The organism is Cellulomonas endometrii (assembly GCF_949769265.1).
Classification (GTDB): Bacteria; Actinomycetota; Actinomycetes; order Actinomycetales; family Cellulomonadaceae; genus Cellulomonas; species Cellulomonas endometrii.
On the sequence record NZ_CATKPC010000003.1, the window covers coordinates 34,121 to 48,997 of the forward strand.

Annotated in this window: 12 protein-coding genes; 5 read left to right on the plus strand and 7 right to left on the minus strand. The window is 75.5% G+C overall.

The features are described from left to right. Positions 1–4 precede the first annotated feature (4 nt). Positions 5–2,026, plus strand: coding sequence for a Stk1 family PASTA domain-containing Ser/Thr kinase (gene pknB, locus QNH85_RS04675; protein ID WP_282945014.1), 2,022 nt, complete (start codon positions 5–7; stop codon positions 2,024–2,026). Positions 2,027–2,120: 94 nt separating this feature from the next. On the opposite strand, the gene QNH85_RS04680 is transcribed toward pknB, so the two are convergent. The 3 genes from QNH85_RS04680 to QNH85_RS04690 all read right to left on the minus strand — a co-directional run bounded on the left by QNH85_RS04680 (position 2,121) and on the right by QNH85_RS04690 (position 5,625). After that, positions 2,121–3,473 (minus strand): class II 3-deoxy-7-phosphoheptulonate synthase, encoded by a 1,353-nt coding sequence (locus QNH85_RS04680; RefSeq protein WP_213283282.1) that lies wholly within the window; start codon positions 3,471–3,473, stop codon positions 2,121–2,123. After that, entirely contained in the window at positions 3,473–4,693 is a 1,221-nt protein-coding gene (locus tag QNH85_RS04685) for a pyrophosphate--fructose-6-phosphate 1-phosphotransferase (protein ID WP_282945016.1), read from the minus strand. Before QNH85_RS04685 ends, QNH85_RS04680 begins: the two co-directional genes overlap by 1 nt. 140 nt (positions 4,694–4,833) lie before the next feature. Further along, positions 4,834–5,625: a lysophospholipid acyltransferase family protein gene (locus tag QNH85_RS04690; protein WP_282945017.1), complete on the minus strand. Its 792-nt coding sequence runs from the start codon at positions 5,623–5,625 to the stop codon at positions 4,834–4,836. Between the two features lie 85 nt (positions 5,626–5,710). Here QNH85_RS04690 and QNH85_RS04695 point away from each other — a divergent pair, with 85 nt between their 5' ends. Then, entirely contained in the window at positions 5,711–6,340 is a 630-nt protein-coding gene (locus QNH85_RS04695; protein WP_213283284.1) for a hypothetical protein, read from the plus strand. A 24-nt stretch (positions 6,341–6,364) separates the two neighbouring features. On the opposite strand, the gene QNH85_RS04700 is transcribed toward QNH85_RS04695, so the two are convergent. Further along, on the minus strand, positions 6,365–7,309 hold the full coding sequence (locus QNH85_RS04700; RefSeq protein WP_213283285.1) for an ROK family glucokinase: 945 nt from the start codon (positions 7,307–7,309) through the stop codon (positions 6,365–6,367). 267 nt (positions 7,310–7,576) lie between these two features. On the opposite strand from QNH85_RS04700, the gene QNH85_RS04705 reads away from it, so the two are divergent. Continuing rightward, complete coding sequence (locus tag QNH85_RS04705) at positions 7,577–9,388, plus strand: AMP-dependent synthetase/ligase (RefSeq protein WP_282945018.1); 1,812 nt, start codon at positions 7,577–7,579, stop codon at positions 9,386–9,388. 57 nt (positions 9,389–9,445) lie between these two features. On the opposite strand, the gene QNH85_RS04710 is transcribed toward QNH85_RS04705, so the two are convergent. Then, a complete protein-coding gene (locus QNH85_RS04710) occupies positions 9,446–10,801 on the minus strand; it encodes an NYN domain-containing protein (RefSeq protein WP_282945019.1) in 1,356 nt (451 codons plus the stop codon). 88 nt (positions 10,802–10,889) lie between these two features. Between QNH85_RS04710 and QNH85_RS04715 the strand changes: the two genes are divergently transcribed. Both QNH85_RS04715 and QNH85_RS04720 read left to right on the plus strand, forming a co-directional pair. Next, the gene (locus QNH85_RS04715) at positions 10,890–12,875 is read left to right on the plus strand and encodes a DEDD exonuclease domain-containing protein (protein ID WP_428830358.1); all 1,986 of its coding nucleotides are present in this window, start codon (positions 10,890–10,892) and stop codon (positions 12,873–12,875) included. A gap of 7 nt (positions 12,876–12,882) precedes the next feature. Further along, the gene (locus QNH85_RS04720) at positions 12,883–13,161 is read left to right on the plus strand and encodes an Lrp/AsnC family transcriptional regulator (RefSeq protein ID WP_213282946.1); all 279 of its coding nucleotides are present in this window, start codon (positions 12,883–12,885) and stop codon (positions 13,159–13,161) included. Between the two features lie 103 nt (positions 13,162–13,264). Here QNH85_RS04720 and trpD read toward each other — a convergent pair whose 3' ends face one another. After that, positions 13,265–14,314 carry an anthranilate phosphoribosyltransferase gene (trpD, locus tag QNH85_RS04725; RefSeq protein ID WP_282945020.1) on the minus strand — a complete coding sequence of 350 codons (1,050 nt, stop codon included), beginning with the start codon at positions 14,312–14,314 and terminating at the stop codon, positions 13,265–13,267. After that, positions 14,311–14,742 (minus strand): response regulator, encoded by a 432-nt coding sequence (locus QNH85_RS04730; RefSeq protein ID WP_282945021.1) that lies wholly within the window; start codon positions 14,740–14,742, stop codon positions 14,311–14,313. The genes trpD and QNH85_RS04730 overlap by 4 nt, the downstream gene beginning before the upstream one ends. Between the last annotated feature and the right edge of the window lie 135 nt (positions 14,743–14,877).

Below are 14,877 nucleotides of genomic sequence, written 5' to 3' on the forward strand. Positions count from 1 at the left end.
GCCCGTGGGAGCAACCGTCACCGATCCGCTCGTCGGCCAGCTGGTCGACGGGCGCTACGAGGTCGTGTCGCGCATCGCGCGCGGCGGCATGGCGACCGTGTACCTGGCGGTGGACCGGCGGCTCGACCGGGACGTCGCTCTCAAGGTCATGCACCCGCACCTCGCGGAGGGCGGCGCCGGCTCGGACTTCGTCGCCCGGTTCCGGCGCGAGGCCCGCGCCGCTGCGCGGCTCACCCACCCGGGACTCGTGGGCGTGTACGACCAGGGCCTGGACGGCGACACCTCCTACCTGACCATGGAGTACGTCGACGGCGTGAACCTGCGCCGCCACCTCGCCGAGCGCGGGTCCCTGACCGTCGGCGAGGCGCTCGACGTCGGCGAGCACGTCCTCGACGCCCTGGCCGCGGCGCACCGCGCCGGCCTGGTGCACCGCGACGTCAAGCCCGAGAACGTGCTGATGGCGACCGACGGGCGGATCAAGGTCGCCGACTTCGGGCTCGCCCGGGCCGTCACCGAGGTCACGTCCACCACGACCGGCACCGTCTTCGGCACGGTCGCGTACCTCGCCCCCGAGCTCGTCGTCCGCGGGGCCAGCGACGCCCGCACCGACGTGTACGCCGCCGGCGTCCTGCTCTACGAGATGCTCACGGGCGCGCAGCCCTTCACCGGCGAGACGCCCATCCAGATCGCGTTCCAGCACGTCAACTCCGACGTGCCGCCGCCCTCGGACACGGCGTCCTGGCTGCCCGTCGAGGTCGACGAGCTCGTCGGGGCGCTCGCCGCGCGCGAGCCCGACGACCGGCCCGCCGACGCCTCCGCGGCCCTGGCGCTGCTCCGGCGGACCCGCGCGGCCCTGGACCCGGCGACCCTCGACCGCCGCGTCGACGTGCCGCCGGCCGTCACCCTGCCGCAGGCGACCGACGCGGACGACGCCGCCCCCGGCGCGTCGGCCGGCGGTGCCGCCACCCGCGTCGACGGCTCCTCGGTCGACGACGCCGACGACGAGTCCCCGGCCGGCGCGACGACCCGGATCGACGCGCCGGGGCGCACCGTCGCCCTGCCGATCGGCATGGTGACGGCCGGCGGCCCCGCCCCGGGCGACACCCCGGCCCGGCGCCGCCGGTGGGGGCGCTGGGTCGCCGTGGGCGTGCTGCTGGTCGCGCTGGTCGGCGGCGGCACGTGGTGGTACCTCGCGGCCGGTCCCGGGGCCTACACGACGGTCCCCGCGGTCACCTCGCTGACCGAGGACCAGGCGGTCGCCCTGCTCGAGGACGCCGGCCTCGGCGCGGACCCGGTCCAGGCGTTCGACGACACCGCCCCGGTGGGCACCGTCTTCGCCGCCGACCCGGGCGACGGCGAGCGGGTCCGCAAGGACGGCACGGTGCAGCTGTCGGTGTCGCGCGGTCCGGACCTCGTGGACCTGCCCGGCGGCCTCCTGCACGCCCAGCAGGCCGTCGCGGAGGAGGCGCTCCTGGCGGCGGACCTGCAGGTCGACTACGTCGAGGGCGACTTCTGGCACGACGCCGTCGGGCTCGGCGGCGTGCTCGCGGTCACCGACGCGGACCAGGCGCCGCTCGCCGACGGGGCGAAGGTCAAGCGCGGCTCCACGGTGTACCTGACCATCTCCGACGGGCCGCAGCCGGTGACCATCGTGTCCGTGACCGGCGCGTCGTTCGACGAGGCCAAGGCGCAGCTCGAGTCCCTCGGGCTCGCGGTCAACCCGCAGGAGGCGTTCAGCGACACCGTCCCCGCCGGAGACGTCATCGCCCAGGACCCGGCGGGCGGCACCCAGGGGCACCGCACGGACACCGTGACGCTCACGGTCTCCAAGGGCCCCGAGACGGTCCCCATGCCGAACCTCACCGGCAAGCAGTACGACGAGGCCGCGACGATCCTCGACGGCCTCGGGCTCAAGGCCGAGCGGCGCAACATCCTCGGCGGCCTCTTCGGCACCGTGCGTGACCAGAGCGTGCCCGCGGAGCAGGCGGTCCCCAAGGGGACGACGATCACCCTCACCGTGGTCTGAGCCGGCCCGCGACGCTCCCGCCCGGACACCCGCGCAGACGACGACGCCCGCACCCGCCCCCTCGGGGCCGGTGCGGGCGTCGTCGCGTCGGGCCTCAGCTCCGGCGCAGCAGCTCCACGACCTGGAACGCGAGCTCCAGCGACTGCTGGTGGTTCAGCCGCGGGTCGACGAGCGTCTCGTACCGGCGGGCCAGCCCGGCGTCGTCGATCTCCTCGGCGCCGCCGAGCACCTCGGTGACGTCGTCGCCGGTGAGCTCGATGTGCAGCCCGCCCGGGACGGTGCCCAGCGCGCGGTGCACCTCGAAGAACCCGGCGACCTCGTCCATCACGTCGGAGAACCGCCGGGTCTTGTACCCGGAGGCCGACGTGATGCCGTTGCCGTGCATCGGGTCGCACACCCAGGTGACCGGGCGGCCGTCCGCCGTGACCTTCTCCACCAGCGAGGGGAGCAGGTCCCGGATCTTGCCGGCGCCCATGCGGGTGATGAACGTGATGCGGCCCGGCTCGGCACTCGGGTTGAGCTTGTCGATCAGGCGCAGCGCGTCGTCCGCGGTGGACGTCGGGCCGAGCTTGATGCCGAGGGGGTTGTGCACGCGGCTGAAGTAGTCGACGTGCGCCCCGTCGAGCTGCCGGGTGCGCTCCCCGATCCACAGGAAGTGCGCCGAGCAGTCGTACGGCAGGCCGGTCCGGGAGTCGATCCGCGTCAGGGGCCGCTCGTAGTCGAGCAGCAGCCCCTCGTGGCTCGAGTAGAAGTCCACGGTCCGCAGGGCGTCGAAGTCCGCCCCGCACGCCGCCATGAACCGGATCGCGCGGTCGATCTCCGCCGCGATCTCCTCGTAGCGCGCGTACGCCGGGTTGGCGGTGAACCCGCGGTTCCACTCGTGCACGCGCAGCAGGGACGCGAAGCCGCCCGTGGTGAACGCGCGGATCAGGTTCAGCGTCGACGCGGACGTGTGGTACGCGTCGAGCAGCCGCTCCGGGTCGGGCGTGCGGGCCTCGGGCGTGAACTCGAAGCCGTTGATGATGTCGCCCCGGAACGCGGGCAGGGTGACGCCGTCGCGGGTCTCCGAGTCGGACGACCGCGGCTTCGCGTACTGCCCCGCCATCCGGCCCATCTTGATGACCGGCAGGCTGGCGCCGTACGTCAGCACGACGGCCATCTGCAGGACGGTCATGATCTTGCCGCGGATGTTGTCGGCCGTCGCCTCCGCGAAGGTCTCCGCGCAGTCACCGCCCTGCAGCAGGAACGCCTCGCCGCGCCCGGCGGCCGCGAGCTGGCCGCGCAGCGCGTCGGACTCCCCCGCGAACACCAGCGGCGGCAGGCCGGCGAGCCGGCCGGTGACGCGCGCGAGGGCGTCCCGGTCCGGCCACGCCGGCTGCTGCGTGACGGGCAGCGACCGCCAGTGCTCGAGGCCCTCGAGCACCCGCGGGTCCGCCTCGACGCTCATCAGTGCGCCGTCGCGGGCACCAGGGACTGCCCGATGCCCTCCAGGAGCGCGCCGAACCAGGGCTGCGAGACGTCGAACGCCTTGCCGCCGGCGATGCGCGGGAACGCGATGGCCTTGAGGCGGTCGCCGTCCTCCTCGTCGTGGCCGATGACGCCGGCCTCGCCGCGCAGGGCGCACTCGACGGCCAGGTCGGTCATCGACTTGATGAGGCGCAGGTCCTCGGCGTTCGCGGCCGCGGCGCGCGAGTAGTACCCGGACTTCTGGACCATGACCTTCTCGGCGCCCAGCTTCTCGGCGAACTGCTTCGCGAACCACTGGCCCGGGTTGATCGTGTCGAGCTTGACGTGGCCGAACGGGTCGCGCGGCACCTCGGCGCCGGAGGCCTCGAGCTGCTCGACGATCTCGTGCATGCCCGCACCCTCGGACAGGAAGATGTTGACGTTGCCCTGCTCGTCCATGATCGCCTTGAGGCGCGCGGCCTCGGCGTCGATGTCGAGGGCCAGCTCGGGCAGGAAGACCGCGTGGATGTCCCAGCGCTCGCGCGTCAGGCCGAGGGCCGGGGCCCACTCCTGGGTGTCGAGCCACTTGCGGTACTCGGCGGCGGCGGCGGCGGTGAGCCAGCCGCAGTGCCGGCCCATGACCTCGTGCACGATGAGCATGCGCGGCCCCGAGCGGTGCTCGCCGATGATGTTCGCGGCGAAGCCCGCGGCCTCCTCGGCGGCGGTCCACGCGCCGAGCGACTGCTTGATCGGCACCACGTCGTTGTCGATGGTCTTCGGCAGGCCGACGACGGTCAGGCCGTAGTCGTTGTCCGCCAGGTACGCGGCGAGGTCGGCCGCGGTGGTGTTCGTGTCGTCGCCGCCGATCGTGTGCAGCACGTCGACGCCGTCCGCCTTGAGCTGCTCGGCCGCGACCTGCAGCGGGTCCTGGCCCTCGGCGACCAGCCCGCGCTTGACGCAGTCCGCGGCGTTCGTGAGCTTCACGCGCGAGTTGCCGATCGGCGAGCCGCCGAACCGGTGCAGCAGCGGCGCCTGGGCGCGGCCCTCGGCGTCGATGACGATCTTGTCGCCGCGCAGGAGCCCGTGGTAGCCGTGCTGGTAGGCGATGATCTCGATCTCGGGGGCGATCTCGGTGTACCGCTCGATCAGACCACCGACGGCCGAGGACAGGCACGGAGCGAAGCCACCCGCGGTCAGGAGCGCGACGCGACGAACCGACATGAGACACACCTCTCGTTGAACAGCACAGAACAGCACAGCCGCATTCGGCGGCCCGCAGATCACCCAAGGCGACGGACGCGGACCGGACCCGGGACCGAGGTCCGGGGTGCCGCCGCGGTCACCGCGGCAGCAGGCTCATCCTACTGAGCCGGGGACTCGTCCTCCGGCGGGACCGGAACCTGGACATCGGGCACCGCGCGGCCGCCGGGGGCGGTGCGCTCCGGGGCGGCCGGACCGGTCGCGGCGGGGTGCCCCGTGGCGATGCGGGCCTTCTGCGTCGCCGCGTAGATGTCCACGTACTCCTGGCCGGACAGCGCCATGAGCGCGTACATGATCTCGTCGGTCACCGAGCGCAGGATGAACCGGTCGTTCTCCATGCCGCGGTACCGGCTGAAGTCGAGCGGCTCGCCGATCACGACGCCGATGCGGCGCGGGCGCGGGAAGCGCTGGCCGAGCGGCTGCGCCTTGTCGGTGTCGATCATCGCGACGGGGATGACCGGGGCGCCGGACTCCAGCGCCATCCGGGCCACGCCGGTCTTGCCGCGGTACAGGCGGCCGTCGAGGCTGCGGGTGCCCTCGGGGTAGATGCCGAAGAGCTTGCCCTCGGCGAGCCGGTTCAGGCCGGTGCGCAGCGCCGCCTCCGAGGCCTTGCCACCGCTGCGGTCCACGGGGATCGTGCCGACCCCGCGCATGAACCCCGCGGTGAGGCGACCCTTGAGGCCACGCCCCGTGAAGTACTCGTTCTTGCCGATGAACACGATCTCGCGGTCCAGGACCAGCGGCAGGAAGAACGAGTCGATGACGGCGAGGTGGTTGCTGGCGAGGATCGCCGCACCGTCGGTGGGCACGTGCTCGGCGCCCCGCACCCAGGGGCGGAACAGCAGGTGCAGCAGCGGGCCCACCAGGACCCGCTTCATGAACCAGTAGAACAACCTGCCACCTCTCGCCCTCGTCGCCGCGGGCCGGCTGTGCGTCGTCCCCGTGCCCTGTGCTCGGAGCCGACTCTAGAGTGCTGCCATGGCCCCGCGTCCCGACCGCCCCGACCCGTCACCCGACGGCGACGACCGCGACGACGCGCCCGAGGGGCGTCCGGACCCCCTCCACGTCTCCGACGAGCAGTGGGCCGCGATCGTGGCCGACCTGCGCGGCGACGGGGACCCGACCGCCACGGTGACGCCGCCGGACGCCGCTCCCGCAGGCCAGGACGACCCGCGGACGTCGTCCGGTCCCGCCGTAACCTACCCCGTCGCGCCCTGGGTGACCGACCGGCGCGTCGTGCGCCCGGCCCGGCCCGACGGCGACGAGGGACCCGCGGGACCCGTCGGGCCCGCACCGGCCACCGGCAGGGACTGGGACGCGACCGGCCAGATGGACGACGCGGAGCGGCGCGTCGACGAGGCCGAGCACTTCCGGCCGCCCGATCCCGGGCCGGTCCTGGGCGGCGACCCGCTGCTGACGATGGCCTGGCTGGCGGTCACGGGCATGCCGCTGCTGTGGCTCGTCGTGGTCGTCGCGTGGCGCGGCGCGCCCTCCGCGGTGCTGCAGGCCTCCGCGGCGGTGTTCGTGCTCGGCGTGGCGCTGCTGGTCTGGCGGATGCCCCAGCGGCGCGACGACGACCACGACGACTCGGACGGCGCCGTCGTCTGACGTCGCCGCCCGGGCCGGGTGACGTCAGCGGCGGGCGAGGTCCGCCGCGCCGACGATCCCCGCGTCGTTGCCCATCGACGCCAGCGCGAACGTCGCCTCGGGCCGGTGACCGCGGGCCGACAGCTGGTCGAGGAACGCGCGACGGGCGGGGGCCAGCAGGAGGTCGCCCGCGGCGCTCACGCCGCCGCCGATCACGACGATCGCGGGGTCGAGCAGCGCCGCGACGGACGCGGAGCCCTCCCCGATCCAGCGGCCGAGCTCCGCGAGCAGCTCGACGGCGAGCGCGTCGCCCTCCTGGGCCGCCTGCGTGACGTGGGGGCCGGTGAGCTCGTCGGCGTCACCGCCCGCGAGCTCGAGCAGCCGGCCACCGCGCTCGGGCTGGGTGATGAGGGCGGACTGCGCGTCCCGCACCAGGGCGCTGCCGGAGGCGTACTGCTCCCAGCAGCCCTCGTGGCCGCAGCCGCAGTAGTGCCCGCCGGGGACGACGCGCATGTGCCCGACCTCGGCCGCGACGCCCCACGCGCCCCGGACCAGGTTCCCGCCGACGACGAGCGCGCCGCCGAGGCCCGTGCCGATGGTCAGCAGGAGCATGTCCTGGACGTCGCGCGCCGCGCCGAACCGGAACTCGGCCCAGCCGGCGGCGTTCGCGTCGTTCTCGACGACGATCTTCACGTCGCCGCCCAGCTCCTTGGCGACGATGTCCCGCAGCGGGTGCTCGCGCCACGGCAGGTTCGGGGTGAAGAGCACCGTCGACTGGTCCGCGGCGATGAAGCCCGGGGCGGCGAGGCCGATCGCGCCGACCTCGTGCTGCTCGGCGAGCTCCTGGCAGGCCTCGATGACGCCCCGGTCGACGCTGGCGGAGTCGCGCGGGTCGGTGTCACGACGCGTCTTCGCGATGATCCGGCCGTCCTCGTCGACCACACCGGCGGCGATCTTCGTCCCGCCGATGTCCACACCGATGGCGTGCATGCTTCCCTGCTTCCGCGTGAGAGGTTCCCCAGCCGCACGGCGCGGGCCACCGGCCCCGGGCGCGGTGCGCTCCGGTGCGGCGGCGGCAGCACTGCGCGCGTGCGCCCCCACGCTAGCGTGCGAACCCGACATCGCTGCACACGCTCCCACCGCCGCGGGCCCTCGCGCTCCCTCGCGCGGGTGAGGCGACGCGCCGGACATCGGCGATCGGGACCTTGGTCCCTTATGCTGCGCCCAACCTTCGACTTTCTGACAATGGAGCCAGACATGGAGGAGTTCAGCACCCCCCTGCTCGTCGAGACGGGCCCGCGGGAGAACCTGCTCGACCTGCTCGACGCGCGCGTCGCCGCCACGGGCGACGGGCCGATCATCGAGTACAAGACGCCCCGCACCGGGACCTCGTGGCACACCGTCAGCGCCCGGGAGTTCGACCGCCGCGTCCGTGCCGTCGCGCGCGGGTTCGCCGCGCACGGCGTCGAGCCCGGCGACCGCGTCGGGATCATGTCCCGCACCCGGTACGAGTGGACCCTGCTCGACTGGGCGCTGTGGACCGCCGGTGCGGTGCCCGTGCCCGTCTACGAGACCTCGTCCGCCGAGCAGGTGCACTGGATCCTGACGGACGCGGCCGTCACGCTCGTCGTCGTCGAGTCCGCGGAGCACGCCGCGACGGTCGCCGAGGTGCGGCCCGAGGCGCCGCTGCTGCGGGACGTCCTGGTCATCGACGACGGCGCGGTCGAGCAGCTGGAGGCCGACGGCACGGGGGTGCCCGACGCCGAGCTCGAGCGCCGGCGCCGGTACGCCGGTCGCGACGACCTCGCCACGCTGATCTACACCTCCGGCACCACCGGGCGGCCCAAGGGCGTCGAGCTCACGCACGGGAACTTCGCGGTGCTGGCGCGCAACGCCGTCGAGGGGCTGCACGAGGTCGTCGCCACGCCCGGGTCGCGCACGCTGCTGTTCATGCCGCTGGCGCACGTCTTCGCCCGGTTCGTCGAGGTCCTGTGCGTGCCGGCCGGCGCGGTGCTCGGGCACACGCCCGACACCAAGCAGCTGCTCGCGGACCTCGTGGAGTTCCGGCCGACGTTCATCCTGTCGGTGCCGCGCGTGTTCGAGAAGGTCTACAACTCGGCGGAGCAGAAGGCCGCGGCCGGCGGGAGGCTGAAGATCTTCCAGTGGGCCGCGCGCACCGCGATCGCGTACTCCCGCGCGCTCGACGACGGCCGGCCCGGGCTGGCGCTGACCGTGCAGCACAAGGTCGCCGACCGCCTGGTGTTCCACAAGCTCCGCGACGCCATGGGCGGCCGGGTCGAGTGGGCGATCTCGGGCGGGGCGCCGCTGGGCGAGCGGCTCGGTCACTTCTTCCGGGGCATCGGCCTGAAGGTCCTCGAGGGCTACGGCCTCACCGAGACCACCGCGCCCGCCACGGTGAACATGCCCGGCAGGACGCGGATCGGCACCGTCGGGCCTCCCCTGCCCGGCACCTCGGTCCGGATCGCCGCCGACGGGGAGGTCGAGGTCCGCGGGCACCAGGTGTTCCGGGAGTACCACGGCAACCCCACCGCGACGGCCGAGGTGTTCCACGACGGCTGGTTCCGCACCGGCGACCTGGGGTCGCTGGACGACGACGGCTACCTGCGGATCACCGGCCGGAAGAAGGAGATCATCGTCACCGCGGGCGGCAAGAACGTCGCCCCCGCTGTGCTCGAGGACCGGCTGCGCGCCCACCCGCTGATCAGCCAGGTCGTCGTCGTCGGCGACGGCCGGCCCTTCATCGGGGCGCTCGTGACGCTCGACGCGGAGGGGCTCCCCGGCTGGTGCGCCGCGCACGGCCGCCCGCCGCTCACGGCCGCCGAGGCCGCCACGGACCCCGAGGTGCTGGCCTCCATCGACCAGGGCGTCGAGCGGGCGAACCGCGCGGTCTCCCGCGCCGAGTCGATCCGCAAGTACCGCATCCTCGACCGCGACCTGACGATCGCGAGCGGGCACCTGACGCCGAAGCTCAGCGTCCGGCGCACGCACGTCCTCAAGGACTTCGCGGGAGACGTCGAGGCGATCTACCGCGAGGAGCACGCGGGCTGACGTCGGTGCCGGCGCGGGATTCCCGCACCGGCACCCGTCGCGCGGCGACTGCGGCGGTCAGACCCGGCCGAGGCGGGCCAGCAGGGTGGCAGACGGCAGCACCCGCGCGCCCGCGGCCTCGACGTCCGCACCCAGCGCGCGGTCGCTCGTCACCACGACCACCACGCGCCCGGTCGGCTCCGCGCGGACCAGCCGCCGGATCAGGTCATCGGCGATCTCCCCCGCGGAGAACAGGACGCGCACGCCGCGGGGACCTGGGGCCGCCCGCTCCTGGCCCTTCTCCTGGCCGTCGAAGCAGCAGGTGACCTCCGCGCCCGTGCGGCCGGCGAGGGTGGCCAGCCGCTCGGTCAGGCGCCGGCGCTGCTCGGCGAGCGGCTGCTCCGGCCACGCGCGCTTGGAGACGTTGTAGCCGTCGACCACCAGGTGCGCGCGCGGCATCGCGAGCAGGTCGTCCAGCAGGGCGGGGTCGTCGGCGCCGCGGCCGCGGGACGTCGCGCGCGGCGCGGCACCGGTCCCCGGCGCGGGGGCGACCAGGTCCGCCGGCATCCGGCCCGCCGGCGGCAGCGCGAGCTCCGTGCGGAGCGCCGCGCCCGCCTCGACGACCGTGTCGAGCAGCAGCCGCACCCGGACCTCCGCCAGGTCCCGCAGCACGGCGGCGTCCTCGCGCGCCGCCCGGGCCAGAGCGTCGGCGCGGGCGCGGTCCTCGTCGGCGGCGGCGCGGACGCGGGCGGCCTCGGCGTGCACCCGCTCCGCCGCCGCGGCCACCTCGGCGGCGTGCTCGGCGGCGCGGCGGGACTCGGACCGGGCACGGTCGGCGTCGGACCGGAGCCGGCGCAGCTCCTTGCGCAGCGCCGCCAGCTCGGCCTCGGCGGCGTCGGCGCGGGCGGACTCCGCGTCGAGGCGGGCGGCGAGCCGGGCGGCCACGCGGTCCGCCTCGGCGGGGTGGGACGCGGTGGGCGCGTCGGCCTCGGAGGCCGGCGCGGGCCCGGCGTCCGCCGGCGGAAGCAGGTCCGGCCAGCCCTCGGGGCGCAGGAGCACGGCGCCCACCGCGCGGGCGAGCCGGTCGGCGGCGCTCCCGTCGGCGGGGACGGCCGGCCCGTCGGTCGCGACGGCGGGCGCGTCGGTCGCGACGGCGGGCGCGTCGGTCGCGACGGCCGCCGCGTCGGCGAGCAGCTCCGCGGCCTGCGCCGGGTGCGCGTGCGACCAGGCGCGGGCGACCCTGGCCCGGAAGGCGTCGTCCTGCTCGAGCGCCGCCCACAGCGGCCCGGCCCCGGAGGTGGCCCGCCGGCGCGGCGCGAACCGGCGCACCGCGGCGAGCGACGCGGGGACCGCCGCGGGCTCGAGCGCCCCCAGCACCTCTGCCGCCAGCGCCGACGCGGCCGCGCGCACGGCGGCGGGGACGGGGACGGACATGCGCGTCACCCTACGGGCACGCAGGTCGCACGGGCAGGGGCGGTCGGCGGCGGCAGCCGTGTCGGACCCGGCCGTTAGCGTGCCGGGCATGGTCCACCGGTCCCCCGTCCCGCCTCGCCTCGACCTCATGCAGCAGCCCGTCGGCAGGCCGGTGCAGGTGACCCTGGACGACATCGGGACCCCGCTGTCGGACGTGACGTTCGTGGTGGTCGACCTCGAGACGACGGGCGCGGCGCCGGGGGCGTCGGCGATCACCGAGGTCGGCGCGGTGAAGGTGCGCGGCGGCGAGGTGCTGGGCGAGTTCCAGACCCTGGTCGACCCGGGCGGCCCGGTGCCCGCGCAGATCCAGGTCCTCACCGGCATCACGACCGCGATGGTGATCGGCGCGCCGCGGATCGAGGAGGTGCTGCCGTCGTTCCTCGAGTTCGCGCGCGGGTCGGTGCTGGTCGCGCACAACGCGCCCTTCGACGTCGGGTTCCTCAAGGCCGCCGCCGCCGCGACCGGCCACGCCTGGCCGGGGTTCCCGGTGGTGGACACCGTGCGGCTCGCGCGCCGGGTGGTCACGCGCGACGAGGCGCCGAACCACAAGCTGAGCACCCTCGCCGCGCTGTTCCACGCGACCACCGTCCCGGAGCACCGCGCCCTGGCCGACGCCCGCGCGACCGTGGACGTGCTGCACGCCCTGCTGAGCCGGCTCGCGCCCCTGGGGATCACGCACCTCGAGGACCTGGCGACCGCCGCCGACCCCGTGCCCGCGGACGTGCGGCGCAAGCGCACCCTCGCGGACGGGCTCCCGGACGCCCCCGGCGTCTACCTGTTCCGCGGCCCGAAGGACGAGGTGCTGTACGTCGGGACGTCCACCTCGCTGCGCAAGCGCGTGCGCTCCTACTTCACCGCCGCCGAGAAGCGGTCCCGGATGCGGGAGATGGTGCGGATCGCCCAGGCGGTGACGCCGGTCGTGTGCGCCACGCCGCTGGAGGCGCAGGTGCGCGAGCTCCGGCTCATCGCGGAGCACACCCCCCGGTACAACCGGCGGTCCCGCTCCCCCGAGCGCATGCCGTGGGTGCGGCTGACGGCCGAGGCGTTCCCGCGGCTCTCCGTCGTCCGCGAGGTCCGCGACGACGCCACCCACATCGGGCCGTTCGCGTCCCGGGCCGCCGCGCAGTCCGCGGTCGAGGCGCTGCACGACGCCTTCGCGATCCGCCGGTGCACCGCCCGCCTGCCCCTCGTGCCCGCCCCCGGCGCGAGCGCCTGCCACCTCGCGGAGATCGGGCGCTGCCCGGCGCCGTGCGTGCGCCCCGAGGCCGCCGCCGAGTACGCCGCGACGGTCGACCGCGTCCGCGAGTCCATGACCGGCGACCCCGCCGACGTGGTCGACGCGCACGGCGACCGGATCGGGGCCCTCGCCCGCCAGGAGCGGTACGAGGAGGCGGCGACCGTCCGCGACCGGCTCGCGGCGTTCCTGCGGGGCGCGGCCCGTGCGCAGCGGCTGGCCCCACTCGCGGCGTGCGCCGAGCTCGTCGCCGCCCGGCGGACCGACGCCGGCGGCTGGGAAGTGGTGCTCGTGCGGCACGGCCGGCTCGCCGGGACGGCGCTCGTGCCACCGCGCACCGACCCGTCGCCGTCCATCGAGTCCCTGCGCGTGACCGGCGAGCACGTGCCTGCCCCGGTGCCGCCCGCACCCGCGGGTCACCCCGAGGAGGCCGACCTCGTGCTCGCCTGGCTCGGGCGGCCGGGGGTGCGGATCGTCAGCGTCAGCACGCCCTGGTCGTACCCGGTGCGGTCGGCCCAGGCGCGCACCGACCCCGCGGAGGCCGTGGCAGCCGGGCGACCCGCTGGGTGGGCCGGCGCGGACGAGGGCGACGACACCCAGGACGGCGAGGACGCCCGGGACACCCACACCACCCCGGGAGCCACGTACGCCGGGACAGCCGTGGACGACGCCGACGGTCCCCTCCCCGACTCCCGGGCCGAGCGCGACGGGCGGTTCGAGCGCGCGCAGGCGGCTCTCCACCGGGCGCTGCAGGGTCGAGGGCGGCAGGACGGCTCCGCGGGGTCCGCCGGCGCGGCATGATGGCGTCATGCTGACCGCCATCGTGCACATCGACACCGACGCCGCCCGCATCCCCGAGGCCGCCGCCGCGATCGCCGAGATCCCCGGCGTGAGCGAGGTCTACTCCGTCACCGGCGGCGTGGACCTCATCGCGATGGTCCGCGTCCGGGAGCACGAGGAGCTCGCGGACATCATCGCGGACCGGGTGAGCAAGGTGGAGGGCGTCGTCAGCACCCAGACGTTCATCGCGTTCCGCACCTACTCGCAGCACGACCTCGAGCAGGCGTTCGCCCTCGGCATCGACTGACCCCGCACCGCCCCGCGCGCCGAGACTCCAGCACCCGGGGGGTCGTCGGCACCCGAACCGCCCGGGTACTGCGGTCTCGACGCGGTGCAGCGTGCGGCGGGGGTCAGGCCGCCGCGCGCCAGCGGGCGAGGACCTCCGACGCCGCGCCGTCGTCGACCGAGCGGCGGGCGTGCTCCAGCGCCGCCCGCAGCCGCTCCACCAGGTCGCCGCCGTCCGCGCCGGTCCCCGGCAGGCTGCCGTCGGCGACGAGGGCCGCGGCCGCGTTCAGCAGCACGGTCTCGCGGGACGCGACGTCCTCGCCGGCGAGCACGGCGCGCGCGACCCCGGCGTTGAACTCCGCGTCGGCGCCGCGCAGGTCCGCGACGGTCAGCCGCGTCAGCCCGAGGTCGGCGACGGGGTCGAGCACGTGCTCCGCGACCTGGCCCCCGGTGACGTGCCAGACGTGCGACGTCCCGGTGGGCGCGAGCTCATCGAGGCCGTCGTCCCCGCGGAACACCAGCGCCTCGGTGCCGCGGCGCGCGAGCACCCCGGCGACCAGCCCGGCCATGCGGGCGTCGGCGACGCCGATCGCGGCGGCGGCGGGCTGGGCGGGGTTGGTGAGCGGCCCGAGGAAGTTGAAGACCGTCCCGATGCCGAGGTCGCGCCGGGCGACGGCCACGTGGCGCATCGCGGGGTGGAACGTCAGGGCGAAGCAGAACGTGATGCCGACCTCGTGCGCCAGCTGCGCGACGCGCTCGGGCGTGCGGTCGAGCCGGATGCCGAGGGCCTCGAGCACGTCGGCGGACCCCGAGGACGACGACGCGGCCCGGTTGCCGTGCTTGACGACGCGCACCCCGGTGCCCGCGACCACCAGGGACGCCATGGTGGAGACGTTGACGGTGTGCGCGCGGTCGCCGCCGGTGCCGACGATGTCGACGGCGCGGCCGGGGACCTCGAACCGGACGGCGTGCGCGAGCATCGTGTCGGCGAGGGCGGTCAGCTCCGTGACCGTCTCCCCCTTCGCGCGCAGCCCGACCAGGAACCCGGCGATCCGCGCGGGCGACGCCTCGCCGGACATGATCTGGTCCATCGCCCAGGCGGTCTGCGCCTCGCTCAGGTCCTCGCGCGCGACGAGCGCGGCCAGGAGGTCGGACCAGGTGACCGCCTCGGTCATGCCGCGGGGGCCCGGGACAGCAGCCCGGCGACGGCGTCGTGCAGCTCGACCGGGTCGAGCGGCTGGGAGACGACCGCGTCGGCGTCGGACCAGGCGGCGAGCCAGGCGTCCTGCGGGCGGCCCGTCAGCACGAGCACGGGCGGGCACCGGAAGACCTCGTCCTTGACCTGCCGCGCGAGCGCCATGCCGCCGACCTTGCCGGCCTCGCCGTCCAGGACGAGCAGGTCGTACTCACCCGTCTCCGCCTGCTGCAGGGCGGCCTGCGGCGTGGCGACCTCGCTCCACCGGATGTCCGGCGCCCCGCGACCCAGGCGGCGGCCGACGCCGAGGCGCACCTGCGCGCGCGTGCCGGAGTCGTCGCTGTACAGGAGGATGCGCGGTCCCGGCACGACGGCGTCGTGCTCGGCGTCGAGGCGGTCAGCGGCCATGGTGGTCCTCCACTCGTGCGGACGGGACGCGAGCGGTGGCGCGTCCCTCCCCGCATCTTGGCACGCCGATCTGCCACCCGGCCGCGGACGCCCCGGCGGGCCGCTGAACACCGGGAACGAGGTGACGGTGTGACA

What these genes read in the sequence shown, in the direction of transcription:
- QNH85_RS04680 (WP_213283282.1), bottom strand. Translation starts at nt 3,473, where the DNA reads ATGAGCGTCGAGGCGGACCCGCGGGTGCTCGAGGGCCTCGAGCACTGG.
- QNH85_RS04685 (WP_282945016.1), bottom strand. Translation starts at nt 4,693, where the DNA reads ATGTCGGTTCGTCGCGTCGCGCTCCTGACCGCGGGTGGCTTCGCTCCG.
- QNH85_RS04695 (WP_213283284.1), top strand. Translation starts at nt 5,711, where the DNA reads ATGGCCCCGCGTCCCGACCGCCCCGACCCGTCACCCGACGGCGACGAC.
- QNH85_RS04700 (WP_213283285.1), bottom strand. Translation starts at nt 7,309, where the DNA reads ATGCACGCCATCGGTGTGGACATCGGCGGGACGAAGATCGCCGCCGGT.
- QNH85_RS04705 (WP_282945018.1), top strand. Translation starts at nt 7,577, where the DNA reads ATGGAGGAGTTCAGCACCCCCCTGCTCGTCGAGACGGGCCCGCGGGAG.
- QNH85_RS04710 (WP_282945019.1), bottom strand. Translation starts at nt 10,801, where the DNA reads ATGTCCGTCCCCGTCCCCGCCGCCGTGCGCGCGGCCGCGTCGGCGCTG.
- QNH85_RS04715 (WP_428830358.1), top strand. Translation starts at nt 10,890, where the DNA reads ATGGTCCACCGGTCCCCCGTCCCGCCTCGCCTCGACCTCATGCAGCAG.
- QNH85_RS04720 (WP_213282946.1), top strand. Translation starts at nt 12,883, where the DNA reads ATGCTGACCGCCATCGTGCACATCGACACCGACGCCGCCCGCATCCCC.
- trpD (WP_282945020.1), bottom strand. Translation starts at nt 14,314, where the DNA reads ATGACCGAGGCGGTCACCTGGTCCGACCTCCTGGCCGCGCTCGTCGCG.
- QNH85_RS04730 (WP_282945021.1), bottom strand. Translation starts at nt 14,742, where the DNA reads ATGGCCGCTGACCGCCTCGACGCCGAGCACGACGCCGTCGTGCCGGGA.